The sequence below is a fragment of the Neorhizobium sp. IRS_2294 genome, from assembly GCF_050500145.1.
In the GTDB taxonomy this organism is placed as follows: domain Bacteria; phylum Pseudomonadota; class Alphaproteobacteria; order Rhizobiales; family Rhizobiaceae; genus Neorhizobium; species Neorhizobium soli.
The window spans coordinates 235,584-260,897 of record NZ_CP191439.1; the positions used below are offsets into that span (position 1 = coordinate 235,584).

General features: G+C 61.2%; 26 protein-coding genes and 1 pseudogene. 9 read left to right on the plus strand and 18 right to left on the minus strand.

All coding sequences use genetic code 11. From position 1 onward, the window contains the following. Positions 1–88 precede the first annotated feature (88 nt). The 5 genes from ACQY1K_RS01210 to ACQY1K_RS01230 form a co-directional block, all read right to left on the minus strand. Positions 89–1,378, minus strand: coding sequence for an RsmB/NOP family class I SAM-dependent RNA methyltransferase (locus ACQY1K_RS01210; RefSeq protein WP_430258090.1), 1,290 nt, complete (start codon positions 1,376–1,378; stop codon positions 89–91). Between the two features lie 99 nt (positions 1,379–1,477). Next, positions 1,478–1,894, minus strand: a complete 417-nt coding sequence (locus ACQY1K_RS01215) for a septal ring lytic transglycosylase RlpA family protein (RefSeq protein ID WP_430258092.1) — start codon at positions 1,892–1,894, stop codon at positions 1,478–1,480. 381 nt (positions 1,895–2,275) lie between these two features. After that, positions 2,276–3,148 carry an SDR family oxidoreductase gene (locus tag ACQY1K_RS01220; RefSeq protein ID WP_430258093.1) on the minus strand — a complete coding sequence of 291 codons (873 nt, stop codon included), beginning with the start codon at positions 3,146–3,148 and terminating at the stop codon, positions 2,276–2,278. After that, the gene (gene queG, locus ACQY1K_RS01225) at positions 3,148–4,326 is read right to left on the minus strand and encodes a tRNA epoxyqueuosine(34) reductase QueG (protein ID WP_430258856.1); all 1,179 of its coding nucleotides are present in this window, start codon (positions 4,324–4,326) and stop codon (positions 3,148–3,150) included. Before queG ends, ACQY1K_RS01220 begins: the two co-directional genes overlap by 1 nt. Continuing rightward, on the minus strand, positions 4,319–5,011 hold the full coding sequence (locus tag ACQY1K_RS01230; RefSeq protein ID WP_062454065.1) for a glutathione S-transferase family protein: 693 nt from the start codon (positions 5,009–5,011) through the stop codon (positions 4,319–4,321). Before ACQY1K_RS01230 ends, queG begins: the two co-directional genes overlap by 8 nt. Before the next feature lie 162 nt (positions 5,012–5,173). Here ACQY1K_RS01230 and ACQY1K_RS01235 point away from each other — a divergent pair, with 162 nt between their 5' ends. Then, positions 5,174–5,980, plus strand: a complete 807-nt coding sequence (locus ACQY1K_RS01235; protein ID WP_092663812.1) for an undecaprenyl-diphosphate phosphatase — start codon at positions 5,174–5,176, stop codon at positions 5,978–5,980. A gap of 70 nt (positions 5,981–6,050) precedes the next feature. On the opposite strand, the gene ACQY1K_RS01240 is transcribed toward ACQY1K_RS01235, so the two are convergent. The 3 genes from ACQY1K_RS01240 to ACQY1K_RS01250 all read right to left on the minus strand — a co-directional run bounded on the left by ACQY1K_RS01240 (position 6,051) and on the right by ACQY1K_RS01250 (position 7,801). Beyond that, positions 6,051–6,203 (minus strand): hypothetical protein, encoded by a 153-nt coding sequence (locus ACQY1K_RS01240; RefSeq protein ID WP_092663810.1) that lies wholly within the window; start codon positions 6,201–6,203, stop codon positions 6,051–6,053. A 216-nt stretch (positions 6,204–6,419) separates the two neighbouring features. After that, complete coding sequence (locus ACQY1K_RS01245; RefSeq protein ID WP_325263860.1) at positions 6,420–7,400, minus strand: complex I NDUFA9 subunit family protein; 981 nt, start codon at positions 7,398–7,400, stop codon at positions 6,420–6,422. A gap of 113 nt (positions 7,401–7,513) precedes the next feature. After that, the gene (locus ACQY1K_RS01250) at positions 7,514–7,801 is read right to left on the minus strand and encodes a DUF1330 domain-containing protein (protein ID WP_430258095.1); all 288 of its coding nucleotides are present in this window, start codon (positions 7,799–7,801) and stop codon (positions 7,514–7,516) included. Positions 7,802–7,858: 57 nt separating this feature from the next. Between ACQY1K_RS01250 and ACQY1K_RS01255 the strand changes: the two genes are divergently transcribed. Further along, the gene (locus tag ACQY1K_RS01255) at positions 7,859–8,929 is read left to right on the plus strand and encodes a NosD domain-containing protein (RefSeq protein WP_430258097.1); all 1,071 of its coding nucleotides are present in this window, start codon (positions 7,859–7,861) and stop codon (positions 8,927–8,929) included. Between the two features lie 17 nt (positions 8,930–8,946). On the opposite strand, the gene pyrF is transcribed toward ACQY1K_RS01255, so the two are convergent. The 4 genes from pyrF to dnaN all read right to left on the minus strand — a co-directional run bounded on the left by pyrF (position 8,947) and on the right by dnaN (position 12,105). Further along, positions 8,947–9,657: an orotidine-5'-phosphate decarboxylase gene (pyrF, locus tag ACQY1K_RS01260; protein ID WP_430258099.1), complete on the minus strand. Its 711-nt coding sequence runs from the start codon at positions 9,655–9,657 to the stop codon at positions 8,947–8,949. 5 nt (positions 9,658–9,662) lie between these two features. Continuing rightward, the gene (locus ACQY1K_RS01265; protein WP_430258101.1) at positions 9,663–10,250 is read right to left on the minus strand and encodes a histidine phosphatase family protein; all 588 of its coding nucleotides are present in this window, start codon (positions 10,248–10,250) and stop codon (positions 9,663–9,665) included. 19 nt (positions 10,251–10,269) lie between these two features. Next, a complete protein-coding gene (pmtA, locus tag ACQY1K_RS01270; protein WP_430258103.1) occupies positions 10,270–10,863 on the minus strand; it encodes a phospholipid N-methyltransferase PmtA in 594 nt (197 codons plus the stop codon). A gap of 123 nt (positions 10,864–10,986) precedes the next feature. After that, on the minus strand, positions 10,987–12,105 hold the full coding sequence (gene dnaN, locus ACQY1K_RS01275; RefSeq protein WP_092663804.1) for a DNA polymerase III subunit beta: 1,119 nt from the start codon (positions 12,103–12,105) through the stop codon (positions 10,987–10,989). Positions 12,106–12,367: 262 nt separating this feature from the next. Between dnaN and rsmI the strand changes: the two genes are divergently transcribed. From rsmI to ACQY1K_RS01295, 4 genes are all read left to right on the plus strand, one after another. After that, entirely contained in the window at positions 12,368–13,309 is a 942-nt protein-coding gene (gene rsmI, locus ACQY1K_RS01280) for a 16S rRNA (cytidine(1402)-2'-O)-methyltransferase (protein ID WP_062578787.1), read from the plus strand. A 9-nt stretch (positions 13,310–13,318) separates the two neighbouring features. Next, entirely contained in the window at positions 13,319–13,690 is a 372-nt protein-coding gene (locus tag ACQY1K_RS01285; protein ID WP_062454055.1) for a YraN family protein, read from the plus strand. A 111-nt stretch (positions 13,691–13,801) separates the two neighbouring features. Beyond that, on the plus strand, positions 13,802–14,752 hold the full coding sequence (gene gshB / locus ACQY1K_RS01290) for a glutathione synthase (RefSeq protein WP_062578789.1): 951 nt from the start codon (positions 13,802–13,804) through the stop codon (positions 14,750–14,752). Between the two features lie 173 nt (positions 14,753–14,925). Further along, positions 14,926–16,458 (plus strand): YifB family Mg chelatase-like AAA ATPase, encoded by a 1,533-nt coding sequence (locus ACQY1K_RS01295; protein WP_430258105.1) that lies wholly within the window; start codon positions 14,926–14,928, stop codon positions 16,456–16,458. A gap of 36 nt (positions 16,459–16,494) precedes the next feature. Here the strand turns inward: ACQY1K_RS01295 and dut are convergent, their stop codons facing one another. After that, positions 16,495–16,965 (minus strand): dUTP diphosphatase, encoded by a 471-nt coding sequence (dut, locus tag ACQY1K_RS01300; RefSeq protein ID WP_430258107.1) that lies wholly within the window; start codon positions 16,963–16,965, stop codon positions 16,495–16,497. Between the two features lie 90 nt (positions 16,966–17,055). Here dut and ACQY1K_RS01305 point away from each other — a divergent pair, with 90 nt between their 5' ends. After that, complete coding sequence (locus tag ACQY1K_RS01305; RefSeq protein ID WP_430241196.1) at positions 17,056–18,636, plus strand: peptide chain release factor 3; 1,581 nt, start codon at positions 17,056–17,058, stop codon at positions 18,634–18,636. 2 nt (positions 18,637–18,638) lie between these two features. On the opposite strand, the gene ACQY1K_RS01310 is transcribed toward ACQY1K_RS01305, so the two are convergent. The 4 genes from ACQY1K_RS01310 to otsB form a co-directional block, all read right to left on the minus strand. Continuing rightward, complete coding sequence (locus ACQY1K_RS01310) at positions 18,639–19,223, minus strand: IMPACT family protein (RefSeq protein WP_430258109.1); 585 nt, start codon at positions 19,221–19,223, stop codon at positions 18,639–18,641. 49 nt (positions 19,224–19,272) lie between these two features. Next, complete coding sequence (locus tag ACQY1K_RS01315) at positions 19,273–20,211, minus strand: threonine/serine dehydratase (RefSeq protein ID WP_430258111.1); 939 nt, start codon at positions 20,209–20,211, stop codon at positions 19,273–19,275. A gap of 152 nt (positions 20,212–20,363) precedes the next feature. Then, entirely contained in the window at positions 20,364–21,743 is a 1,380-nt protein-coding gene (otsA, locus tag ACQY1K_RS01320; RefSeq protein WP_062454049.1) for an alpha,alpha-trehalose-phosphate synthase (UDP-forming), read from the minus strand. Positions 21,744–21,778: 35 nt separating this feature from the next. After that, on the minus strand, positions 21,779–22,576 hold the full coding sequence (otsB, locus tag ACQY1K_RS01325; RefSeq protein WP_430258112.1) for a trehalose-phosphatase: 798 nt from the start codon (positions 22,574–22,576) through the stop codon (positions 21,779–21,781). A 192-nt stretch (positions 22,577–22,768) separates the two neighbouring features. Here otsB and ACQY1K_RS01330 point away from each other — a divergent pair, with 192 nt between their 5' ends. After that, complete coding sequence (locus ACQY1K_RS01330; RefSeq protein ID WP_062454047.1) at positions 22,769–23,587, plus strand: class II glutamine amidotransferase; 819 nt, start codon at positions 22,769–22,771, stop codon at positions 23,585–23,587. A gap of 3 nt (positions 23,588–23,590) precedes the next feature. Here ACQY1K_RS01330 and coaBC read toward each other — a convergent pair whose 3' ends face one another. Beyond that, on the minus strand, positions 23,591–24,796 hold the full coding sequence (coaBC, locus tag ACQY1K_RS01335; protein WP_430258113.1) for a bifunctional phosphopantothenoylcysteine decarboxylase/phosphopantothenate--cysteine ligase CoaBC: 1,206 nt from the start codon (positions 24,794–24,796) through the stop codon (positions 23,591–23,593). A 146-nt stretch (positions 24,797–24,942) separates the two neighbouring features. On the opposite strand from coaBC, the pseudogene ACQY1K_RS01340 reads away from it, so the two are divergent. Beyond that, positions 24,943–25,305, plus strand: a pseudogene (locus ACQY1K_RS01340) (glyoxalase superfamily protein); the annotation flags it as partial. Between the last annotated feature and the right edge of the window lie 9 nt (positions 25,306–25,314).

Below are 25,314 nucleotides of genomic sequence, written 5' to 3' on the forward strand. Positions count from 1 at the left end.
GCCTCAAAGGCTCATCGCGCAAATCTAAACTTGTGTCAAATGATCTAGTTTAGAATACTTTCAGTGTAACGCCGCAACGCTAGCGCGCTCAAACCTTGCGTTGCATGCGGCAGAAAAAGAATCCGTCCGTGTCGGTACTTGCGGGAGACAGCGTAACCGTCGCTGCATCCTTCAAGCGAGGCGTGGCCGCGTCGCTTCCGAAAATCTTCGCCCACTGGTCGGCTGCCGGTACAATGGAGAATTCGGGGTTCTCCTCACAGAAACGGACAGCCTGCTGGTCGTTTTCTTCCGGCAGGATCGAACAGGTCACATAGAGAAGCGCGCCGCCCGGCTTCACGAAAGCGGATGCTTCGGAAAGTGCGTCCTGCTGCTGCGCGATGCGCTCGTCGAGGTTCTTCTGCGTCAGCCGCCATTTCGTGTCGGGCCGACGGCGCCAGGTGCCGGTGCCGGTGCAGGGCGCATCGACCAGAACCGCATCGAGCTTATTCTTGAGACCTTCGAGCTGGCGGGCATCGTCGTGAACCTGGACGTTGCGGGTGCCGGCCCGACGCAGGCGCTCGATGATCGGCGCCAGCCGCTTGCGGTCGGTATCGTAGGCGTGAACCTGGCCCTTGTTGTTCATCGCAGCCGACATGGCCAGCGTCTTGCCGCCACCACCGGCGCAATAGTCCAGAACCTGATGGTTCTCGGCAGGCTGCACGAGCTCGGCCACGATCTGCGAGCCCTCATCCTGCACCTCGAACCAACCCTTCTGGAAGGAAAGCTCGGCGGTGATATTGGGAAGCCGGGAAGCACCTTCGCCGGCAGCGATCCGGATGCCGTTGCGGGCAATGCGCGCAGGCTTGGCACCGGCGCGGTCCAGCGCCTTGACCACCTTGTCGCGCGACGCCTTCAGCGTGTTGGCGCGCAGATCAAGCGTCGGTCGGGTGGCAAGTGCCTTTGCCTCAGCCAGCCAGTCGTCGCCGAAATTTGCTTCGAAGGAGGGCTGAACCCAGTCCGGGATATCGCCCTGGATGTGAAGCGGCGCGTCTTCCAGCTTGCGGGAGGAAAAGGCGGCGATATGCGCTTCGGTCAAAACCGGCGGCGCGAAACGGTCGTCGGCAAAATCGGCAGCCAGCGTTTCGGGAGAATATCCCCACTGGCGAAGGAGAACCGCATAGGCCAGTGCGACGGCACTATCGTCATCCATGATGAATGCGTGGCTGAGCCGCATGCGCAATGCGTCGTAGACGATGTTTCCGATTGCGGCGCGGTCGCCGGATCCGGCAAAGCGGTGCGCGAGGCCCCAGTCCTTCAGCGCGTCGGCGACGGGGCGTCTGCGTGCCTCGATATCCGCCAGTACGTCGATTGCTCCGGCTACTCGTCCGCCCAGTCGCATGTCATTCTCCGTCTCGGTTGAACCCGTGTGGGGTGGGTCGTAACCGCGAACGGTCGAAAGGGCAAGTGCAGCACGTCAGGCGTTCAAAGCTCTCGTGCCTCAGCCGTCGACGTCCTTGATACCCTTGCCGGAGATCTTCTGGCTGGAAGCGCGGGTGTCGGCAACGATCTGGTAGCAGACCTGCGCAGTGCCCGAAGAGACCATGCCGATATCCTTGGCTGCTGCTTTCGAAACGTCGATCACCCGGCCGCGAATGAACGGGCCGCGATCGTTGATGCGCACGACGACGCTTTTGCCGTTGCGCTTGTTGGTCACGAGAACCCTGGTGCCGAAGGGCAGCGAGCGATGTGCGGCGGTCAGCTTGGCGGCGTTCATCCGCTCGCCGGAAGCGGTCTTTGATGAAAGAGCATACCAGGATGCATGGCCGCATCCGGGCGCAGCATTGGCCTGCGAGGTGCCGAGTAGTGCAAAAGCAGCAATGGCAACCGCGAGTGTCGAGCGTCGAATTGTTGTCAAGTCGGTCGTCCCCGTCCGTTTGTCCCTGCACGTTGCGTGCAGCCGGCTTAAGCGGGGCCAAAAATGGCGAAAAAGTGGGATTCGTTATCACGGAGTGTTACGCATTGTAACATTCGTGATTACATTGCGATCGATGTTGTTAATACACCCGGCTAAGCTTTTTCGGAAGAAAAGCTTTAGAATCAGTCTCCAAGCGAAACGTCATTCCACTGTTCCCCACGGACGACTCGTGTTCACGAAAACAGGCAAAATTTTTTTCTCTTAAAGTCGGTCTGTTGTCTTATTTGAACCGGTTTTGGGGCGCCGCGCCCCAGGCATTAAGAATTTATGACCGGGATAATGGCTCAGGATGAAAATTCCCACCGATGAGTAGAGGAGATTTCATCCTCTCCAGCGGTCGGAAGACCACAATTCCGAGAGCGAAACGCGGTAATTCGGAAAGCGGAATTGGAAGCCGGCGGCCCTGATCTTCTCATTCGAGACGCGCTTGTTGGCGCCATAGAAGGACCTCGCCATCGGCGACATGTCGGCGGTGTCGAAATCCTGTTCGGGCGGCGGTTCGACGCCCATCATCCGGGCAGCCTCGACGATCACGTCCTGGGGCGGGCATGGCTCGTCGTCGGTGACATTATAGAGGCCACCCATCCGCTGGCTCCCGAGAAACAGCGAGGCGCCCCCGATATCCTCCACCCGGATCCGGTTGAACACCTGACCCTTCTTGATGATGCGTCGCGCGCTGCCGCGGGAGAGATTGACGAACGCATTGCGGCCGGGCCCGTAGATGCCGGAAAGACGCAGCACTGCGCATGGCACGCCGACACTGGTCGCCTGCTCGCTCCAGGCATCCTCCGTATCGACGCGCTCGATTGAGCGCCCAAGAATGGGGCTTCCCGGCGTCTCCTCGGTCACCCAGTCACCGCCATGGTCACCATAGACACCGACGGTCGAGAGATAGCCGATCCATTCGAGCTTCGGAAACAAGGCCGAGAGCTTGCCGTCGATCAGCTTCAGGAGCGGATCGCCTTCATGACCGGGTGGGATGGATTGAACCAGATGCGTCACCTCGGCCATCTCACCCGGTAGCGCTCCATCGAAGTCGCTGCCGTCGAAGATGAAGGGCCGAATGCCCTTTGCGCGAAGAGCCACGGCCTTCTCCTCGCTGCGAACCGTGCCGGAAACCGTAGCGCCTTCGGCCATGAAGGCCTCCGCAATCGCCTGGCCGGAATAGCCGCATCCGAAGATCATCACCCGCATCAAACCACTCCTGCCATCGTCCATTCGTCTTTAACCTCCGCGTCATCCTCCGGCCCGCGCGCATCTGCAAACAAAGCGAACTCACCTTGCGACATCAGCCGCTTCAGCGCCCAGATCGCCATGCCGCGCACGACAGGGGACGCATCCGCTGACAGGCTGCGACACTGGTCGATGAAGCCGCGGTCACCGGAATTGCCGGCGGCGATCAGCACGTTGCGCACGAAACGGTCACGGCCAATCCGCTTTACCGGCGATCCGCTGAAAAAGGCCCGGAATGCCGGATCGTCCAGCGTCAGAAGAAACGCGATCGACGGTTCCTTGAGGTCCTCGCGCGCCTTCAGCTTCATTTCAGACGCGCTGGCCGCGAACTTGTTCCACGGGCATGCCGCCAGGCAATCGTCGCAGCCATAGATACGGTTGCCGATCATCGGCCGGAATTCGGGCGCGATCGGTCCCTTGTGCTCTATCGTCAGGTAGGAGATGCAGCGCCGCGCATCCAGCCGGTAGGGCGCCGGAAACGCCGCCGTCGGGCAGGCGTCGAGACAGGCGCGGCAGGAGCCGCAATAGTCCCGCTCAGCCTCGTCGAAGGCCAGATCCGCTGTCGTGAACAGGCTGCCGAGAAAAAGCCAGGACCCGTGCGTGCGGCTGACCAGATTGGTGTGCTTGCCCTGCCACCCGATACCGGCGGCTTCGCCAAGCGGCTTTTCCATCACCGGTGCCGTATCGACGAACACTTTGACATCCTCGCCGGCACGGGCGGCAAACCGTGTGGCGATCTCCTTCAACCGACCCTTGATCACGTCGTGATAGTCGCGGTTGCGGGCATAGACGGAAATCGCGGCCTTGTCGGGCTTCTCCAGAATGCCGCGCGGATCCTCGTCCGGCCCGTAATTCATCGCAAACATCACGATCGACCTGACTTCGGACCAGAGCGCCTTGGGATCGCCGCGACGCTCGCGCGTCTCCGCCATCCAGTCCATCGTGCCGTGATGCTCGTCGGATAAAAAAGTCGTCAGCCGTTCCGGTGCTTTCGGAATGCTGTCGGGCCTTGTGATGCGACAGAGATCAAAGCCCTGGGCTGCGGCTTCCTCGCGAATGAAAGCGGTCAGCTTCTGCCGACGCCGGTCGGCCCGAAAGTCGACCTTCTCGAGGCTCAGGTCGTGGTCCGGCTCAGAAATCAAGGTCCGCATAATGCGATACCGGAGTGAGGCCGCGAATGCGCTCGGACAGCAGCGGACGGAAGGAGGGGCGCGATTTGATCCGCTGGTACCAGTCCTTGGCGATCGGAATTTCCGACCAGTCGATTTCGCCGAGATAATCGAGCACGGAAATCGAGGCGGCGGCGGCAAGGTCGGCATAGCTCAGACGCTCGCCGGCCAGCCACTGGCGCGAGCCGGCAAGCCAGGCAAGATATTTCATGTGCTGGCGAATATTAGCGCGGGATGTCCGCAGCACTTTCGAATCAGGTGCGCCGCCGCCCTGAGCCGCGGTCATCTGCAGCTTGTAGACCCGTTCGCGCGTCAGCGGCCGGGTCACGTCCTGCTCCATCTTGATCAGGAACCATTCCGTCAGCCGGCGTATTTCAGCCCGTTGCCACGGGTCTTCGGCAAGCAGCCGGCGGTCGCGCTTCAGCACGCCATGGGTCTCGTCGAGAAATTCCATCAGAACCGACGGACCGCACAGAACGCGCATATTGTCGTCAACATAGACAGGCAGGGTCGCCGCCGGGTTGAGCGTGAGAAACTCGCGGCGCTTCTCCCAGGGCTGCTCCTCGACAAGATCCGTCTGGAAGCCGTATTCGGCGAGGATCAGACGGACGAAGCGAGAGGAAGACGACATTTGATGATGATACAGGGTGGGCATCGATAAGAAAACTTCAGTTATAATGTATAGGAAAGCGGCTGCTTCGGGCGCCCGCCTGACATATGCCAGCTATATGGATTTGGTAGGGCCAGTACAAGCAGGGGCCACAAACCGCTAAGAAACGATTAAAAACCACCTCTATCGCATAGCAAAGGACTAAGAATGGTGGATCAGCCCATTATCAGCGCCCTCGTACTCGGTATTATCGAGGGGCTCACGGAATTTTTGCCCGTTTCATCCACCGCACACGTGCTGCTCGCCGGCCATTTTCTCGGTTTCAATTCTCCGGGGAATACGTTTGCGGTCCTGATCCAGCTCGGCGCCATACTGGCCATTCTTCTGGTCTATGCGCAAAGGCTGATCTCGATCGCCGTCTCGCTGCCGACCAGTGTCCAGTCGCGCCGTTTCGTTCTGACCATCCTGGCGGGTTTTCTCCCGGCCGCCGTGATCGGCGCAATCGCGCATGATTTCATCAAGACGGTCCTGTTCGAAACGCCGATGTTGATCTGCGTCATGCTGATCGTCGGTGGCTTTATCCTGCTTGCCGTTGATCGCATGAAGTTCGAGCCGAAATACCATGACGTGATGGATTATCCACTGTCGCTGGCGATCAAGATCGGCTTCTGCCAGTGCCTCGCGATGATCCCAGGTACGTCGCGCTCCGGCGCCACCATCGTCGGCGCGCTTCTGCTTGGCGCGGACAAGCGTTCGGCCGCGGAGTTCTCGTTCTTCCTCGCGATGCCGACAATGGTCGGCGCCTTCACGCTCGATCTCGTCAAGAACCGTGCGCTGCTCTCCTTCGACGACAGCGCCGTGATCGTGGTCGGCTTTCTGGCAGCCTTCGTGACGGCAGTGTTTGTCGTGCGCTCGCTGCTCAATTTCATATCGAGCCGCGGCTACGCGCCTTTCGCCTACTGGCGGATCGCAGTCGGCGCCATCGGCCTCACCGCGCTGCTGCTCGGGGCCTGATGGCCGGAAGCTGAAAACAGAAAAGGCGGCCACCGGCCGCCTTTTTCATATGGGTCGTTCAATCACTGCTTCAGTAACGGATGGATGCAGTGCTGCAGGGATCGACGCCATAAGCAGGCGCACAATCGAGCTTGCCGGCGGCTCCGGTTTCAGGAGCCATGAACGATCCTGCAAGGATCACAAGTGCTGCACATACGAAAAAGAGGGCGATGGGTTTGCCCATGCAAATGCGCCTTTCAGAAGGGAAATATCTGTGTGTGGGTCTACGGGCCGTGTGGCTGATATTCAATAAACGTTTTTGCTAAACTGCCCGTTAACGCAAGACGGCCAATAACTGCGACCTTTGCGCCACAGAGCTTTCGACACCTGCGCCCAAAAAAAACGACGCGCCCCGGAGAGCACGTCGTCAAGGATCCGGTAAGGATCTAGGATATTGAAATCAGGCGGCCTTGCCGGAGCCCGTGTACTGGCCCTGCGGCCGGTAGCGCACGAGATAGGACGCAAGAACGGAGGTAGCCAGCGTCGGCGTGATGCCGATACCGGCAAGCGTGCGGCCTTCTTTTTCCGCAGCGTCCGAAACCACATTGTCCCGTTTCAGGAGTTCCACCTGGTCCGCCGTGATCGGCGGGGTGATCAGGGGCACCATCGAGGCAACGCTGCCGATCATGGAGGCCACGCCGAAAGGCAGCGAGAGAAGCGGTTTCTTGCGGGCGGTCACACGCATGACCGTTTCCATGCAGTCGCGCATCGTCATTACTTCGCCGCCACCCAGCTCGTAGATCTTGCCGGACGGAATGGAGCCGTCGACGGAGCGTCCCACGGTTTCCGCCACGTCTTCCACGAAGACCGGCTGCAGTTTCGTATGGCCACCACCGATCAGCGGTAGGAACGGGAACGTCCGTGCCATCGAGGCGAACCGGTTGAAGAAGCTGTCGTCAGCACCGAAAACCACTGAAGGACGCAGGATCACCGCATCCGGAAGTGCGGCCTGGATCGTCGCTTCGGCGCGGCCCTTGCTGCGTGCGTAGCTCGAGGCGGAATTGATATCGGCACCGATTGCCGAAACATGGGTCAGCTTCGCGCCGGCAGCCTTCACGGCTTCGACCAGGGTCTTGACGCCGATATCCTGGACGCCGTCGAACGTGTTGCGGCCGCTTTCAAACAGGATGCCGATGCAGTTGACCACATGCGCGGAGCCTTCGACGGCCCGCAGCACGGAATCGCGGTAGCGCAGGTTCGCCTGCACCAGCGAGATCTGGCCGACATAGCCGGCGGGCAGAAGAAAGCCGGCAAGATCCGGGCGACGCACCGCGACGCGAACACGGTAGCCGCGCTTGGCAAGCGTGCGAACCACCTGTCTGCCGACGAAGCCGGATCCCCCGAAGACGGTGACGAGAGGCGGTAGATTGTTGATGGTCATGATAAGCTCCGGGAGCCTGAAGAAGGGACGACGAAATATGGAATGCTGTTTAGCCGAATCCGTGCGACGGTGGAAGTGTTTCCGCAACCGGTTGTCGCTGTCAGCGAGCGATATCAGACACCCTCGACCACAACCATTTCGGCATCGGCCGCTTCCTGGCGGATTTTAGCAGCGATCTGATATGCCGGCGAGTTGTAGCAATCGACTGCAGCCTGCATCGACGGGAACTCGATCACCACATTGCGGCCGCGGGCCGTGCCCTCCAGTTCGTTCATCGCGCCGCCACGAGCAAGGAAATTGGCGCCGTATTCCTCAAACGCCGGTTTTGCCGCAGCGACGTAGTCCTTGTATCGCTCGGCGTCGCGAATATCGACCCGAGCAATCCAGTAACCTTTTGCCATAATAACCTCTCCTCGATTGGGCATATTCGATTCGAGCAAATCTGGCGGGGAGTCAACATGATAAAGACCGGACAACGCGGCCGGATTGCAGCGCGCAACGCCTATTGGGCGCTCCCTTATCTCGTGCCGTTCATGCTTCTTGGCGCGCCTACGGCAAGCGCGGCATCCTGCAGCGCCGATACGCTGGAACAGCTCCGCTCGCCCGCCGAAGCGGCCACGCGCCCGATCGAAATCGATTGCGATCTCACCCTTCAGAAGAATGCCGTCATCACCGTGCCGATCGCGTTTTCCGGCAGTCGCGCGTCTGGGACGACGATGGACTGCAACGGCGCGACGCTTGATGGCACCAAGCCCAAGGCCCGCACGATCGTGATCCGTTCGGTTCAGCGCAAGGATGGCACCTGGGACACGCCCCGCGACATCCATATCCGCAACTGCACGATCAAGGGTGATATCCGCATCGAAGGCCTCGGTCACAACGGAGAGGCCGAGAAGGTCAGGGAATCCTCACTCACGCCGGGACATACGCAAAGAGCGCAGTCGATCGCGCCAAGCGATATCGTGCTGTCACAAAACCGCTTCATCGCCAATGTCGGCACGCCGGTCTATATCGCGCCCGGCGTGACCAATGTCATTGTCGAAAACTCGCGCTTTACCGGCAAGACCGTTTCGGCCGTGATTTATCTGGACGCGGAATCGGCCAGAAACCGCGTCATCGGCAATACGTTCGAAACATCAGCCAGCCAGCGCGAGATCATCGCCATCGACGGATCTGCGGAAAATCTCATCGAGAAAAACACGTTCGTGAACCCGGTCAAGGGCGGCGTGTTTCTGTACCGCAATTGCGGCGAGGGCGGCACGATCCGCCACCAGGCGCCTCAACGCAACGTCATCTCCGGCAACAGCTTCCGCTACAAGGACTGGCTTGCCATGCCGGCGGTCTGGCTCGGCAGCCGGCAAGGCGTGCGCAAATATTGCATGACACGGCCAACGGCGTCGTTTGGCAGCGGAGCCAGCCCGCTCGATTACGCGCAGAACAACCGGGTCACCGGCAACCGCCTGTCGGGCGGCGTCGCCACCTTCGTCCTCAACAGCGACATGAACAATGTCGTCTCCGACAACCGCTGATCCGGTGCTGATCCGGATCAGGCGTCGTTTGCAGGCCAGAGCGCCTCGCGCATCTCCGCAAGGATAGCCTGCGCCGAGGCCTTCGGGTCGGCCGACTGGACGATCGGGCGGGCAACAACGAGATGGCTGGAGCCTGACTTCAGCGCATCGAACGGTGTCACGACACGTTTCTGGTCGCCGGCATCGGAGCCGGTCGGACGAATGCCGGGGGTAACGACCGCCATATCAGGTCCGACGATCGCCCGGACGGCAGCTGACTCCTCGGCCGAGCAGACGATGCCGCCCATGCCGGCCGCACGCGCCTGTTCGGCGCGGCGTGCCACCAGCTCGCCCGGTGTCTGCGCATAGCCGGCTTCGGTCATGTCGGCCGCATCCATCGAGGTCAGCACGGTGACGCCGAGCAGGCGGAGATCGGAGCCCTTTGCGGCTTCGACAGCGGCGCGCATTGCCTTCGGATAGGCATGCAGCGTCAACATGGTCATGCCCATCTTGGCGATGTTCTCGACGCCCTTGGCGACCGTGTTGTCGATATCGAGGAGTTTCATGTCGAGAAAGATCTGCTTGCCATCCTCTGCAAGCTCGCGGGCAAATTCCAGTCCGCCGGCAAACGCCAGCTGGTAGCCGATCTTGTAGAAAGAGACGGTGTCGCCAAGCGTTGCCACCATCTTTTCCGCTTCGGACACAGTCGGGATATCAAGGCCCACAATCAGCCTGTCACGCGCTTGCATGTCTGTCAGTCTCCCTTCCATGTTTCGATCGGGGTCCAGTCGCATGTGACGGCGCGATCCGCAAGGGTGAAGGCAAACAGATTGCCACCGCCATTCGGCTGATCCTCCGTGCGGGATATGGCCGTTCGTTTCAGATGACATTTGAGAAGCGTGCCGACGCCGCCATGACCGACAAAGGCGATCGGCACCGCGGGATCGTGGCCCGCCAGAATGGATTCGACCACAGACACGATCCGCGCCTGCGCATCGACTGCGCGCTCCCAGCCTTTGAAGCTTTCGGTCGGGTTGGCAAAAAACCAGTCGGCTGCCGCCTCGAAATCCGGCGGCGCCAGAAAGCCTGTCGCCGAGCGATCGTTTTCGTGCAGTTCACCGATGATCTCTGTCCTGAGACCGGCGGCCGCCGCCAGGATGTCGGCGGTCTCGATCGCCTTGGTTTCGTCGCTCGAGACGATCCGCCCGAGCTTGGATACCCAGTCGGATCTGGTGGCCTGTTGCGCACGCTGGCGCCCCGTGTCGGACAGGCCCCATTGCGGCACCGGCACGTTGGGGTCGATCCGGACCTGCGGATGCGTGATGTAAATCCCAAATGTCATGTCGGAGAAGGTCCGGACGCTAAGCGCGCGTATATGTCCACAGCTGTGCCGGCGGTATGTTGCGCATCACGAAGTCGTAGTGCTTGATTTTGTAGCGCTCGGGCTTGGCGATGATAGGCGAGACCGGGCTGTAGGTGATCTGCATGACAGGGCGACCCGCAGGAACCCGGTCGAGAAGATCTTCCAGAAGTTCGATGCGGCGTTCCATCGGAAAGCTCAGCATCGGAATGGCGCAGATCACGCAGTCGAATTTCTGGTGTTTCAACGTGTCGAGCGTGCGATCCAGATCGAACGCGTCGCCATTGATGAAATGCACGCCTTCGAATGTCTTCATCAGATGCTGGTAGAAATCGGTCGAATACTCGATCGAAACAAGGTTCTGAGGCTCGATGCCGGTTTTCAGGATCGCCTTGGTGATGACGCCGGTGCCTGGTCCGAGCTCGAGAACCGGCAGGCCAGAACTTGTGTCGATGATGCTCGCCATCCGCTTGGCAGTGACTGAGGATGTGGGGATGATGGCTCCGACCTGTTTTGGACCGTCGATCCATCCCTTGAAGAAACGGATCTCCTCGTCAAACTTCCGGCCGAGCCGTTCCTTCAAACGCAGTTCCATCAGGTCGTCCCCTCCAGTTTCATCCAATGTGAACCGTTTTGCCGCAAACACAAGATGAAATGTCGCAAGCGGAATACGGCACAAAAAAGGCGGCTGGGGTTAACCGAGCCGCCTGGTAAGATGCTATACGCGCATCGGCATCAGCACATAGAGCGCATCGTCGCCCGCCGTATCACGAACCAGCGTCGGTGACCCCGCATCCGCCAGCATGAAGATCGCGTCGTCGCCGGAAAGCTGGGCGGTGATATCGAGCAGGTATTTGGCGTTGAAGCCGATTTCCATCGCGTCGTATTCGTAGCCGACGGCCACTTCTTCCGTGGCGCTGCCGGAATCCGGATTGTTGACCGTCAGCATCAGCTGCCCTTCGGACAGCGACAGCTTCACGGCACGTCCGCGCTCGGAAGAAATCGTCGAGACGCGGTCCACGGCCTTGGTGAAGCTCTGGCAGTCGACGCGCATTTCCTTGTCGTTGCCGGTCGGGATGACGCGCTGGTAATCCGGGAATGTGCCGTCGATCAGCTTCGAGGTCATGACGATGCCGCCGATCGAAAGGCGGATCTTGGCGTCCGAGACTTCCACCGTCACGAAGGCTTCCGGATCATCGACCAGCTTCTGCAACTCGCCCACGGTCTTGCGCGGCACGATGATGCCGGGCATGCCTTCGGAGCCCGAAGGCGCCTTGAGGTCTGCACGGGCAAGACGATGACCGTCGGTTGCGACGGCGCGCAGCTTCAGGTCGCCACCGGCCTCGATCGTGTGGAAGAAGATGCCGTTCAGATAATAGCGGGTCTCTTCTGTCGAGATCGCAAACTGGGTGCGATCGATCAGCATCTTGAGATCGGTCGCCTTCATCTTGAACGTATGGCTGAAGCTGCCGGCTGTGAGATCCGGGAAGTCCGTTTCCGGCAGGCACTGCAGCGAGAATTTCGAACGGCCGGACTGAACGGTCATGGTTGCGCCGTCGGCGCTGGTGGCGAGCAGCACTTCCGATCCGTCCGGCAGCTTGCGGACGATTTCATAAAGCAGATGCGCCGGCACGGTCGTGGCGCCGGCCTGTTCCACCATGGCCGGTGTCGATTCCGTCACTTCCAGATCAAGGTCAGTCGCCTTCATGTCCAGGCTCGCGTCGGACGCGCGCAGCAGGATGTTGGACAGGATCGGAATCGTGTTGCGCCGTTCCACGACGCGGTGCACGTGATTCAGCGACTTCAAGAGATTGGAGCGCTCAAGAGTAATACGCATGGACACTATCGCTTTCGACCGTGGCGATCCGGCTTGGCGGACCACCTGATATTCTCTGCCGGCCATTGCGCAGCCGGAACATGTGGACGGGCAAAATGGCAGACATTCGGATGCGAAAGCAAGAGCAGAACGGACCCTGCGCCATTTGAATTGCTTGTTCATACCGCACTTGCACACAGAAAACGCAACGCGGCGAAACCGGACGCGCAAAACACTGCCGGCCTCTGCTTGCCGAAGCCTGCGGCCTCGACCATAACAGGCGATGACCCTCGACCAATCTTCAGAGCAATCCACCGAAATCGCCGCCGAACCCGTCAAGGGACAGCGCGGCTATCGCGTCGGCAACACGTTTATCGCTTCCCGCCCCATCGAGCCGGCGCTCTATCTCGTCGCAACCCCGATCGGCAATCTCGGCGATATCACGCTGCGCGCGCTCGAAACCCTGTCCGGCGCCGATGTGCTCGCCTGCGAGGACACAAGGGTCACCCGCGTGCTCCTCGATCGCTACGGCATCGTCAATCGCCCCTATTCCTATCATGAGCACAATGCCAACGAGGCCGGGCCGAAGCTGATTGCGGCACTCGAAGCCGGCAAGTCCGTGGCGCTGGTTTCCGATGCGGGCACGCCGCTGGTGTCGGATCCCGGCTATCGGCTCGGCCAGATGGCGATCGATGCGGGTTATCGTGTCGTGCCCATCCCCGGCGCATCTGCCCCGCTTGCGGCCCTCGTCGGTTCCGGCATGCCGTCGGATGCTTTCCTGTTCGTCGGTTTTCTGTCTTCCAAGGATAAAGCCCGCCGCGACCGGCTTGCGGAACTTTCAAAGATCCCGGCAACGCTGATCCTGTTTGAATCTCCCCATCGCATTGCCCACACGCTCGTTTCTGCAGCCGATGTGCTCGGCGGCAGCCGGCTTGCCTGCGTCTGCCGGGAACTCACCAAGACCTACGAGGAGTTTCGCCGGGGCACGCTGGCCGAGCTTGCCGCCCATTACGGTGACGGCCACAACGTCAAGGGCGAGATCGTCCTTCTGATCGAACCTCCAGCACCTGAAGAGGCGCCGGGCGAGGTGGAGGTCGATGCCATCCTGCAGGACCTTTCCAAAACGCATCCGACCGCAAAGGCTGCGACTGAAGCGGCAAGGATCACCGGCCTGCCGCGCAAGGATCTCTATCAGCGCCTGATCGCCATGAAGAACGGGACCTGATGGATCGCGATGGCACAACGGGATGAGATCGGCGCCAGACGTCGCAAGGCAGAGCGCCGCGGCCATGTCTCGGAATATGTCGCTGCTGCCTATCTCCTGCTGAAAGGCTATCGCATCCTCGCCCTTCGCCACCGCACGAAACTGGGCGAGATCGATCTCATCGCCCGCAAGCGCGATCTCGTGGTCTTTGTCGAGGTGAAGGCTAGACGATCCGAGATGCAGGCGCTCGACGCCGTCTCCTTCGCATCTCAGAAACGGATCCGGGCCGCGAGCGATCTCTGGCTGCAGAAACGCAAGGACGTATCCGGGTTATCGCAGCGATACGACATCATCGCCGTCTTGCCGGGAAGGTTTCCGCGCCATTTCCAGGATGCGTTCTAGGCCTCTGGCAGCGCAGGCCCCATCGTCGGTTCTGCTGATTATCCGGGCCAAGGTTGCCTTTCGGGGTTCGTCGTCCTACATCAGGCGGGCCAATCCTAGGGGGCTGAAGTCATGGCGAAAATTCGCAAGGTCGCATTTCAGATGGACCACATTTCCGGCATCAACATTGCCGGCGATTCCACATTCGCCATGGCGCTCGAAGCGCAATCGCGCGGTTACGAGCTGTTCCACTATACGCCCGACCGCCTGACGATGCGCGACGGACGCATCTTTGCAGCTCTCGAGCCGCTGCAGGTGCGCGACATCAAGGGCGATCACTTTACCCTTGGGGAAAAGCAGCCGACCGATCTGTCGACGATGGATGTCGTGCAGCTTCGCCAGGATCCGCCCTTCGACATGGGCTACATTACATCCACCCATCTTCTGGAGCGCATCCATCCGAAGACGCTCGTGGTCAATGACCCGGCCTGGGTGCGCAACTCGCCGGAAAAGATCTTCGTTACCGAGTTCGCCGACCTGATGCCGCCGACACTGATCTCCCGCGACCCGGCGGAGATCGCCAAGTTCCGCCATGAGCTCGGCGACATCATCCTGAAGCCGCTTTACGGCAATGGCGGTGCCGGCGTGTTTCATTCCGCCCGCGATGATCGCAACTTTACCTCGCTTCTGGAAATGTTCGGCCAGATGTATCGCGGCGAGCCCTATATCGCGCAGGCCTACCTTCCGGCAGTGCGCAAGGGCGACAAACGCATTCTTCTCGTTGACGGCGAACCGGTCGGCGCGATCAACCGCGTGCCCTCGGAAACCGACAGCCGCTCCAACATGCATGTCGGCGGCCGTGCCGAGGCGACCGATATCACGCCGCGCGAAAAGGAAATCTGCGCCCGTATCGGGCCGGCTCTGCGCGAGCGCGGCTTCATCTTTGTCGGCATCGACGTGATCGGCGATTACATGACCGAGATCAACGTCACATCTCCGACGGGCATCCGCGAAGTGAAGAAGTTCGGCGGTGCTGACGTCGCGAGCCTCATGTGGGATGCAATCGACGCCAAGCAGAACTGATAACCGTTCACATCTGTTCTCGTTATGCAACCTGATGCACGCTGTCTTCGTCTCATGCGCGAAATTGTTCACTGCCTGTTCTTGAAATTCGCCAGCAATCGTGCAAGCTTTCAACCTGTAGCACGGTAGGCGGGAATATCCCCACCTTAGCTTGCGCATGTGGGCGGGTCGGAATGGTCGCGCGTATCAGAACGGTAGCATTTCAGGGCATTGAAGGCATTCCGGTCGATGTGCAGGTCATGATCGGCCCTGGCAAGCTCGGCATGCATATCGTCGGGCTGCCGGACAAGGCAGTGGCCGAAAGCCGAGAGCGGGTGCAGGCAGCACTGCATGCCTCGGGCCTTGCCATGCCGCCGAAAAAAGTCACGGTCAATCTCGCCCCGGCCGACCTTCCCAAAGAAGGCAGCCATTTCGACCTCGCGATCGCCGTTGGCCTGATGGCAGCGCTCGGTGCCGTACCCGGCGACATGCTGGCCGATTATGTCGTGATCGGCGAGTTGAACCTCGATGGAACGCTTGCCGCCGTCGCCGGTGCGCTTCCGGCGGCCATCAGCGCCAATGCGATCGGAAAAGGCTTGATCTGCCCAGCCGAAAGCGGCGCCGAGGCGGCATGGGCTGGACCCGGCGTCGATATTCTCGCCCCCCGCAGCCTGATCGCGCTCGCCAATCATTTTCGCGGCACGCAGGTCATGTCGCGGCCGCAGCCGGCGGTCCGTGCACCGCCCGCCAATCTGCCTGACCTTGTCGATATCAAAGGCCAGGAAAGCGCCAAGCGCGCGCTCGAAGTCTCGGCTGCCGGCGGTCATAACCTCCTGATGGTCGGTCCGCCCGGTTCGGGAAAATCCATGCTCGCAGCCCGCCTTCCGTCGATATTGCCGCCGCTTTCGGCAACCGAACTGCTCGAAGTCTCGATGATCCACTCGATCGCCGGCCAGCTTTCGGGCGGAAAGCTGTCGGACCGGAGGCCCTATCGCATGCCGCATCATTCCGCCACGATGGCGGCACTGGTCGGCGGCGGTCTGCGCGCCAGGCCCGGAGAAGCCTCGCTCGCGCATCACGGCATCCTTTTCCTGGATGAGTTTCCGGAATTCTCGCCCCAGGTTCTCGATGCGCTCCGCCAGCCGCTGGAGACTGGCGAATGTGTTATCGCCCGGGCCAACCACCGGGTCTCCTATCCGGCGAGCATCCAGCTCGTAGCCGCGATGAACCCGTGTCGCTGCGGCATGGCGGGACAACCGGGACATAGCTGCGCCCGTGGCCCGCGCTGTGCCTCGGATTATCAGGCACGTATCTCCGGCCCGCTGATGGACCGCATCGATATCCGTATCGATGTGCCAGCTGTCTCCGCAAGCGATCTGATCCGCCCGGCACCGGCAGAGCCAAGCGCCGGCGTGGCAAGGCGGGTGGCGGCCGCACGCGACAGGCAAAGAGAGCGCTTCGAAGGCGAGGGCCAGTACACGGTTCTCACCAACGCGCGCTGTTCCACCGCCATGATCGAGAAGTTCGCCGAGCTCGATGCGGGAGGGCTGCAATTGTTGCGCGACGCGGCGGAAAAGCTGAAATTCTCCGCCCGCGGCTATCATCGGGTCTTGCGGGTGGCGCGGACGCTGGCCGATCTCGACGAGAAGGATGGTATCGGGAGAATACACCTTGCCGAGGCGATCTCGTATCGGATGGCCGGGGAGCGCCCCACGGTATCCGCCTGATTGACCTAGATCGGTGTCACAGGATTCCGGCAGACGTCAGACGCCGGTGGATCCGAACCCGCCGGCGCCGCGCGCCGTCGCACTTGCCTCGGAAACTTCGACGACCTGCGGCTGGACAACGGGCGCGAACACCATCTGTGCGATCCGCATGCCGCGGGTAATGACGAAATCCTCGTCTCCCAGATTGATCAGCAAAACCTTCACTTCGCCGCGGTAGTCGCTGTCGATCGTGCCGGGCGTGTTGAGGCACGTGATGCCGTTCTTGAACGCAAGCCCCGAACGCGGGCGGATCTGCACCTCGAACCCGGCGGGGATCTCGAACACGAGACCGGTCGGCACCAGGGCGCGCTTGCCGGGTGCGATGGTCAGCGGCTCGCCATCGGTCACGGCGGCACGCAGGTCCATGCCGGCAGCACCTGATGTCTCGTAGGCGGGCAGATCCAGGTCCTGGCCGTGCGGAAGACGCAGGACATTGAGGACGGGTGAGGAGGGGGCTTGAATGGTCATTGGCCATTAGTTTGCGCCGCAGCGCGGCAGGTCAATTGCAATGGCGGGCTTTAGTCGCTAGATACCGCGGCAATTCACAGGATATAAAAGATGGCCGAAACCATTGCAGAGGCGGTCTCCCGCCGCCGCACATTCGCGATTATTGCGCATCCGGACGCGGGCAAGACAACGCTGACGGAAAAGCTGCTTCTGTTCGGGGGCGCCATCCAGCTCGCCGGTGAGGTCAAGGCCAAGAAGGATCGCATCCAGACGCGGTCCGACTGGATGAAGATCGAACGCGAGCGCGGCATCTCGGTCGTGACGTCGGTGATGACGTTCGAATATGCCGACAAGGTTTTTAACATCCTTGATACGCCCGGCCACGAAGACTTCGCGGACGATACCTATCGCACGCTGACGGCAGTCGATGCGGCGATCATGGTCATCGATGCCGCCAAGGGCATCGAGCCGCGCACGCTGAAGCTGTTTGAAGTCTGCCGCATGCGCGACATTCCGATCATCACCTTCATCAACAAGATGGACCGCGAAAGCCGCGACATTTTCGAGGTGCTCGACGAGGTCGAAGAAAAGCTTGCGCTGGATACGGCTCCCATCACCTGGCCGATCGGTCGTTCCAAGAGCTTCTGCGGAACCTACCACCTGGCCGACAACCGGGTGCGTGGTCCAGACAGCGAGGACGCGATCTCGGTCAACGGACCGCAGGCCGTCGCCGACCGTCTGCCGGAAAACGAACGCGCGGCCTTCGTCGAGGAAGTCGAACTGGCGCGGGAAGCCTGCCGACCGTTTGACAGGAAGGCCTTTCTCGAAGGTCACATGACGCCTGTCTTCTTCGGCTCGGCGCTGCGCAATCTCGGCGTCCGGGATCTGATCACCGCGTTGGCAGACTTTGCTCCGCCGCCGCGTGACCAGGTCGCGGATATCCGCACTGTGCATGCAAGCGAAGACAAGATGACGGCCTTCGTTTTCAAGATCCAGGCCAACATGGATCCGAACCACCGCGACCGTATCGCCTTTGCGCGCATCTGCTCGGGCAAGCTGGAGCGTGGCATGAAGGCAAGGCTTGCCCGCACCGGCAAGCAGATGGGCCTCACGGCGCCGCAGTTCTTCTTCGCCTCGCAGCGTCACATCGCCGATACCGCCTTTGCCGGTGATGTCGTCGGCATTCCCAACCACGGGACGCTTCGTATTGGCGATACGCTGACGGAAGGCGAAAATCTTGTCTTCCAGGGCGTCCCGAACTTCTCGCCGGAAATCCTGCGCCGCGTGCGTCTGGAAGATGCGATGAAGGCGAAGAAGCTGAAGGAAGCCCTGCAGCAGATGGCAGAAGAAGGCGTCGTGCAGCTGTTTTCCCCGGAAGACGGATCGCCCGCCATCGTCGGCGTCGTCGGCGCGCTGCAGCTCGACGTTCTCAAAGAGCGGCTGCAGGGGGAATATACGCTGCCGGTCTCGTTCGAAATGTCCCGCTTCTCCGTCTGCCGCTGGATCTCGTCGGATCAGCCGGCGGAGCTTGAGAAGTTCCTGACGGTCAAGCGCGGCGATATCGCCCGCGATCTTGATGGCGATCCGGTCTTTCTGGCGCAGGACTCGTTTTCGCTGCGCTACGAGTCCGAACGCTTCCCGGCCATCAAGATGGTGGCCATCAAGGAATATCACGTCGCCAAGGCGGCGTGATTTCAATCCAGCGATAGCTCCGACCTGCCGCTGGTAAGGTCGGAGATCAGCTTTGTGATGATGTCCTGCTCGGCCTCCGGTATCTGGATCCGCAGCTCGGCACCTGTCTCTGTGAACACTTCCTCGGTGATCTTCACGTCCTCGATCGACTGCAGCCTGGCTTTCGTTCTTGCAAGGTCGGAAAACTCGATGCTGACGGCACCCAGCACCGACGGCTTGACTTCGACAAGCGGGGCCGCCCTCAGACAGGCGGCCGCCGTACCGCCATAGGCGCGCACCAGACCACCGCTACCGAGCAGGATGCCGCCGAACCAGCGGGTCACAATGACGACAGCCTTGTCGAGCGACTGGCCGTCCATGGCGGCAAGGATCGGCTTGCCCGCAGTCCCGCTCGGCTCGCCGTCATCGGAAAAGCGATAGGCTGATCCAATCCGCCAGGCCCAGCAGTTGTGGGTGGCATCGGCAACGCTATGCGCAGCAATGGCGTCTTTCGCTTCCCCCTCGCTCAACACGGGAAGCGCGATCGCCAGAAACCGGCTCTTTTTGATGACCTGCTCGAATGTGGCCGGCTGTTCTAGCTGAAACATGGTCTCAGCATTATCGCTGCCGCATCCCGAAGGGAAGTGTGGCGCACGCTCAACCGAAATCGACAGCCGTGGTGTTCGATCCGCACACCAGCACGCAGACGCGCTCACCCGGTTGTGGGCGGTATTTGCCCGACAAGATCGCCGCAACCGCCGCCGCGCCACCCGGTTCGGTCACCAGCCGTGCGCCGGACCAGAGCGCCTTCTGGGCGTTCAGAATGTCCTCGTCGGTCACGAGGACCGGCGGCTCGATGAATGCCTGTGCCACCGGGAACATCAGCTGCCCCACCTGCCTTGGCGCAAGCGAGTCAGCCGCGATACCGCCTGCCGGCGCATCCACGGGGCGGCCTGCCTTGAAGGCGTCGTAAAGGGTCGGCGCGCGGTCGGATTCGACGGCGACGATCTTCACCCGGCCGCGCATCCAGGATGCGATACCGCCAATCAGCCCGCCGCCGCCGACAGCCACCAGCAACGTCGTGATATGCGGCAGGTCTTCCTCGATTTCCTTGCCGAGCGTACCTTGTCCCGCCAGCGTTTCCGCCTGGTCGAACGCATGCACGGCCATCGTCCCGGACTGCGCGACATAAGCCTCGCTGGCAGCGAGCGCATCCGCATAGCGGTCGCCGCCGATCACGAGCTCTGCACCGTAGGAGCGGATGAGATCGATCTTCGCCTTGGAGGCGACGCTTGGCACAAAGATATGCGCGGGCACACCGAGCTTGTGGGCCGCATAGGCAACCGCTGCTCCGTGATTGCCGCCGGACGCCGCAACCACGCCTTCTGCCTGCACCTCGCGGCCAAGAAGATTGGTGAAGGCGCCGCGGACCTTGAACGAACCGGAATGCTGCAACTGCTCGAGCTTGAGATCGACTTGGCATGGTTCGGCCCCAAAATCCTGCATGTCTACCCGCATCGTCGGGGTGCGGCGGATATGCGGACGGATCAGGGTTTCGGCTTCGGCAATATGTTCTGCTGTGACTGCGACCGGCATGAAGACCTCAAAATGAATTGGCATCAATCCGCAGGTCGCGAAATGATGAAAAGGCAATGGGATCTATTCAGCGCATCGACGGCGGCCGGTCAATCCGCCTCACTCAAGGGAGTTGAAGCCGCCCGGCATTGCGGGGCGGCTCCAGCGGATAGTCAGTCCTCGATAAGGTCCTTGAGGAAGTCGTCGCACCAGCGATTGATGTCGTAGGTCAGCAGATGATCCATCATCATCTGCCAGCGCTGCTTCCGCTCATCCAGCGGCATGCTGAGCCCGCGCGCGATGGCATGCGCCGTTCCCTCGATGTCGTATGGGTTGACCAGAAGCGCGCCGCGCAGCTCGCGGGCCGCTCCGGCAAAGCGTGAAAGCACCAGCACGCCCGGATCTTCCGGATCCTGTGCCGCCACATATTCCTTGGCGACAAGGTTCATGCCGTCGCGCAGCGGGGTCACGAGGCCGATCTTCGCCAGCCGGTAGAGACCTGCAAGTACCGGGCGTGGCACGGATCTGTTGATATAGCGGATTGGCACCCAGTCCACGGTGCCGATCGCCCCGTTCACGCGGCCAGCCTGTTCGGCGACCATGCGCTGCATCTGCTCGTACTCCGGCACTTCGGAGCGCGATTTCGGCGTGATCTGCAGATAGGTCACCTTGTTGTGGTGATCCGGGTTGGTTGCGACAAACTGCTCGAAGGCGTCGATACGCTGGGTAATGCCCTTGGAATAATCCAGGCGGTCGACGCCGATGATGAGGTCCTTGCCCTCGACGCTCTGGCGCGCCTTGCGCACCATCGCGTTCTTTTCGGCCTTGATCGCGAATTTGGAAAAGATCTCGGTCTCGATCGAAATCGAGTAAGCGCCGCCCTTGAAGGTGCGCCCGAAGGTCGAGAACTTCTTGCCGCCGTCGATCCGCTCGCCGATCCCTTCGCGCACCAGCCCGCCGCCGAAATTGTCCAGATCGAAATCCGTCTGGAAACCGACCAGGTCATACTGCGAAAGACCGCGCATGATCTGCTCGTGAACCGGCATGGTGAACAGCACGTCCGCCGGCGGCCACGGAATATGCAGGAAGAAGCCGATCTTGTTCTTGAAGCCCATCTGGCGAAGTTCGGCTGCCAGCGGGATCAGGTGGTAGTCATGCACCCAGATGATGTCGTCTTCCTTGAGAAGCGGCGCAAGCTTCTGCGCAAAGAAGCGGTTCACCCGGAAATAGCCGGCCATTTCCTTACGACCGTATTCGGCCAAGTCCATCCGGTAGTGGCAGATCGGCCAGAGCACCCGGTTGGCAAAGCCGTGGTAATATTCCTCGACGTCGGTGTCGGTGAGATCGGTCAGCGCATAGGTGATCGCGCCATGCTCCTGCATCTCAAGCGGGCCGGGTTCCTCGTTGCCGCTGGAATTGCCGGACCAACCCATCCAGATGCCGCCGCGTTCCTCAAGGGCTGCCTGCAGGGCTACGGCAAGGCCGCCGGCAGGTGCCGCACCGGTCTTGTCCGGAACGGTGACGCGGTTCGATACGACCACTAGACGGCTCACGATATTTCCTTTCGAAAATGCATTCTCAAATCAGTTCAGGCTGCGGCAAGCTTGGCGATCAGCGCGCGCAGTTCGGCGGCCGATCCCAATGTTGCCGACGCGACGGTGTCGGCCGCTATATCGGAAATACGGATCGAGTGGCCGCCCAGCTTGTTGGCAACCCTGAACATCGCTTCATCGGTTACATCGTCACCGATCGCGATCGGCAACCGGCCGGCAAATGGCTCTTCGCTGAGAAAAGCCCGTAGTGCATCGCCCTTGCTGGCGCGGGCTGGGCGGATTTCCACCACCATCTTCCCTCGCTGCAGAGTGAAGTCGGATCCTGCCCGCTCGCGATAGCGTTCCATCGCCGCCTCGACTTGCCCCTGGAATGTCGGCGCCTGTCGGTAGTGGGCAGCCACGGCGAGACCCTTGTCCTCGACAAGAACGCCCGGCCAGGCTGCTGCTTCCTCGGCAAGGCTTGCTTTCAGCGCCTCGAAATCAGGACCTGGCGTTACCCGCTCGATCGCTCCCGACATCGATCGTCTTTCCGCCCCGTGCAGGCCGGCAATCGGAAAGATATGCGGCTTGAACAGCTGATCGGCGTAGGGCAGAGCCCGACCCGTCACCAGCGCCACGGCACCGCTCAGTTTCGCGGAAAGCCGGGTCAGATTCTCGGCCAGATCGTCAGGCACGACGATACCATCAGGCGTATCCGCGATGTCGATCAGCGTACCGTCGATATCGAAGAAAACTGCCCATTTCCCGGGCTGGTTCAGCACTTCGTGCAGAATGTCGGTGCCGTCAGATGTGTTCGTATGCGCGTTCGCGCTCGCTTTCGTGTCATCAACCATGCGGCTTCATTTAGGCTTTGAAGCCGCCGCGACAACAGGCTGAGGCAACATTGCGTTGCAAAACGTGATGGGGAAGGGGCCACAAAACTGTCATCTGGGCCGGTAATTCATGTTTCATTAACCCTATTTCGAGACGCTTGATTTTCGACGGTTGCGTGCGTTGCAGGCAGACAGAGTGGAGCAGAAAGACAGATGTGTCGTTGGGCAGCTTATCGGGGTGAACCGCTTTATCTGGAAGAACTGGTCTCTTCGCCCGCCCATTCCCTGATCGAGCAATCCCACTGTGCCACACGCGCAAAGACCGCCACCAATGGCGATGGTTTCGGCATCGCCTGGTATGGCGACAGGCCTGAGCCCGGCCGCTACCGGGACATCCTTCCGGCCTGGTCCGACTGCAATCTGCGCAGTATCGCACGGCAGATCCGCTCGCCGCTGTTCCTTGCCCATGTCCGCGCCGCAACGACGGGCGCAACACGGCGCGACAACTGTCACCCCTTCGTCCACGGCCACTGGTCCTTCATGCACAATGGCCAGGTCGCGAGCTTCGAAGCGATCCGCCGGCCGCTCGAAAGCCTGTTATCGGACGAACTGTTCTCGGCCCGGACCGGATCGACCGATTCCGAGCTTCTCTTCCTTCTGGCGCTGCAGTTCGGCATGGATACCGATCCCTTGGGTGCGATGGAAAAGGCGATCGCCGCCGTCGAAGACATCTCGATGGAACGGCTTGGCACGGCACTCGTGCGCTTCACCGCATGCTTTTCCAACGGCCGCCAGCTTTATGCGGTACGCTATGCCACGGATCACAAGCCACCGACCCTCTATGCCGCACCGATGACGGGCAAGGGGTCGGATGCGGATGGATCAAAGACCGGCTACTGCCTGGTGTCCGAACCTTTGAACGACGAGGCCGATACCTGGGTAGAAATTCCAGACGGCAGCGCCGTCAAGGTCTGCCCGGATGGCATGCAGGCACTGCTCTTCCAGCCGCAGGCGCTGTCGAAGGCTGCGTGATCCTTATGCGAGGCGGGCCGCTATCAGCTCGGCCAGCCGCATCGCAACCTCGTCCTTGCCAAGATCGGGCCACGCATCGATCGCGGTCTTGCTGATGATCTTCACCTGATTGCGCATGCCGCCCATGACGCCGGTCTGAGGAGAGACGTCGTTTGCAACAATCAGGTCTGCACCCTTGCGCTGAAGCTTCGAGCGCCCGTTCTCTTCGACATTCTGCGTCTCGGCGGCGAAACCGACGACGAGAGTGGGACGCTTCTTGTGATGCCCGACGGTTTTGAGGATGTCCGGGTTTTCGGTCAGCAGCAGCGGCGCCGGCGCTTCGCCCGGCATCTTCTTAATCTTCTGGTCGGTCGAAGACGCCACCCGCCAGTCGGCAACGGCCGCCACCATCACGGCGATATCGGCGGGCAGACGGCTCGTCACGGCGTCGAGCATCTCAGCCGCTGTCTCCACATGCAGCGTCGTGACGCCGTCGGGATCGGGGATCGTTACTGGGCCTGAAACCAGCGTCACATCGGCACCAAGTTTAGCGAGGGCCGCGGCAATCGCATGGCCCTGACGGCCGGATGAGCGGTTGGCAATGTAGCGCACCGGGTCGATCGGCTCGTGCGTGGGGCCGGAGGTCACAATCGCCGTCTTGCCGGAAAGCGGCTTCGGCGAAGCATCCAGCAACGCAATCGCTGCAGCAACGATCTGAAGCGGCTCGGCCATCCGGCCAGCACCTACCTCGTTGCTCTCAGCCATCTCGCCGACCATCGGCCCGATCACATGGATGCCGTCTGCCTTCAGTGTCTCGGCATTGCGTTTCGTCGGTGCGGCCGCCCACATTTTCGGGTTCATGGCAGGCGCCACCAGCACGGGCAGATCGGTCGCCAGAAGCACGGCGCTTGCCAGGTCGTCCGCCATTCCGTGGGCCATCTTTGCCATCAGGTCGGCACTTGCGGGTGCCACGATCACGAGGTCCGCGTCGCGCGCCAGCCGGATATGGCCGACATCCTGCTCGTCCTCGCGCGAAAAGATTTCCGTATAGACATGGCCGCCCGACAGTGCCCCGACGGCAAGCGGCGTCACGAATTCCTGGGCAGCCCTGGTCATGACCGGCCGCACCGAGGCCCCGCGTTCGCGCAGCCGCCGAATCAGGTCGAGGCTCTTGTAAGCCGCGATGCCGCCGGAGATGATGAGAAGGATACGCTTGTCTTTGAGTTCCATAGCCCGCCCGCTTTCGAAGTGACCGGAAGCTAGGGTTTAGTTCTTGAACATGCAATCGTCCTGCAGCAAGAGTGGTGAAACTCCCATGAACGGCGGTCGCAATGAATGATTTCAAGTCGGTCGAACCTGCCTCAAGCCAGACCCTGATCCAGCCTGCCATCCCGATCTTCCGCATTTTCGACGTCGGCAAGGCGATGGAGTTCTATTGCGGTTTCTTAAGCTTCAGCGTCGACTGGGAGCATCGGTTCGCTCCCGACGCACCGCTCTATTGCCAGATATCGCGCAGCGGCATGCTGATGCATCTGTCCGAACATGCGGGCGATGCCTCGCCGGGTGCCCGCGTGTTTGTCCCCATCACCGGTGCTGCAGCGCTCCACAGGGAACTCAATGCCAAGGACTACGCCTATATGCGGCCGGGGCTGCACCAGGCGCCCTGGGGTCTGGAGGTTTCGGTGACGGATCCGTTCAGCAACCGCATCACCTTCTGCGAACGCGAAATCAAAGGCTAATCGGTCAGC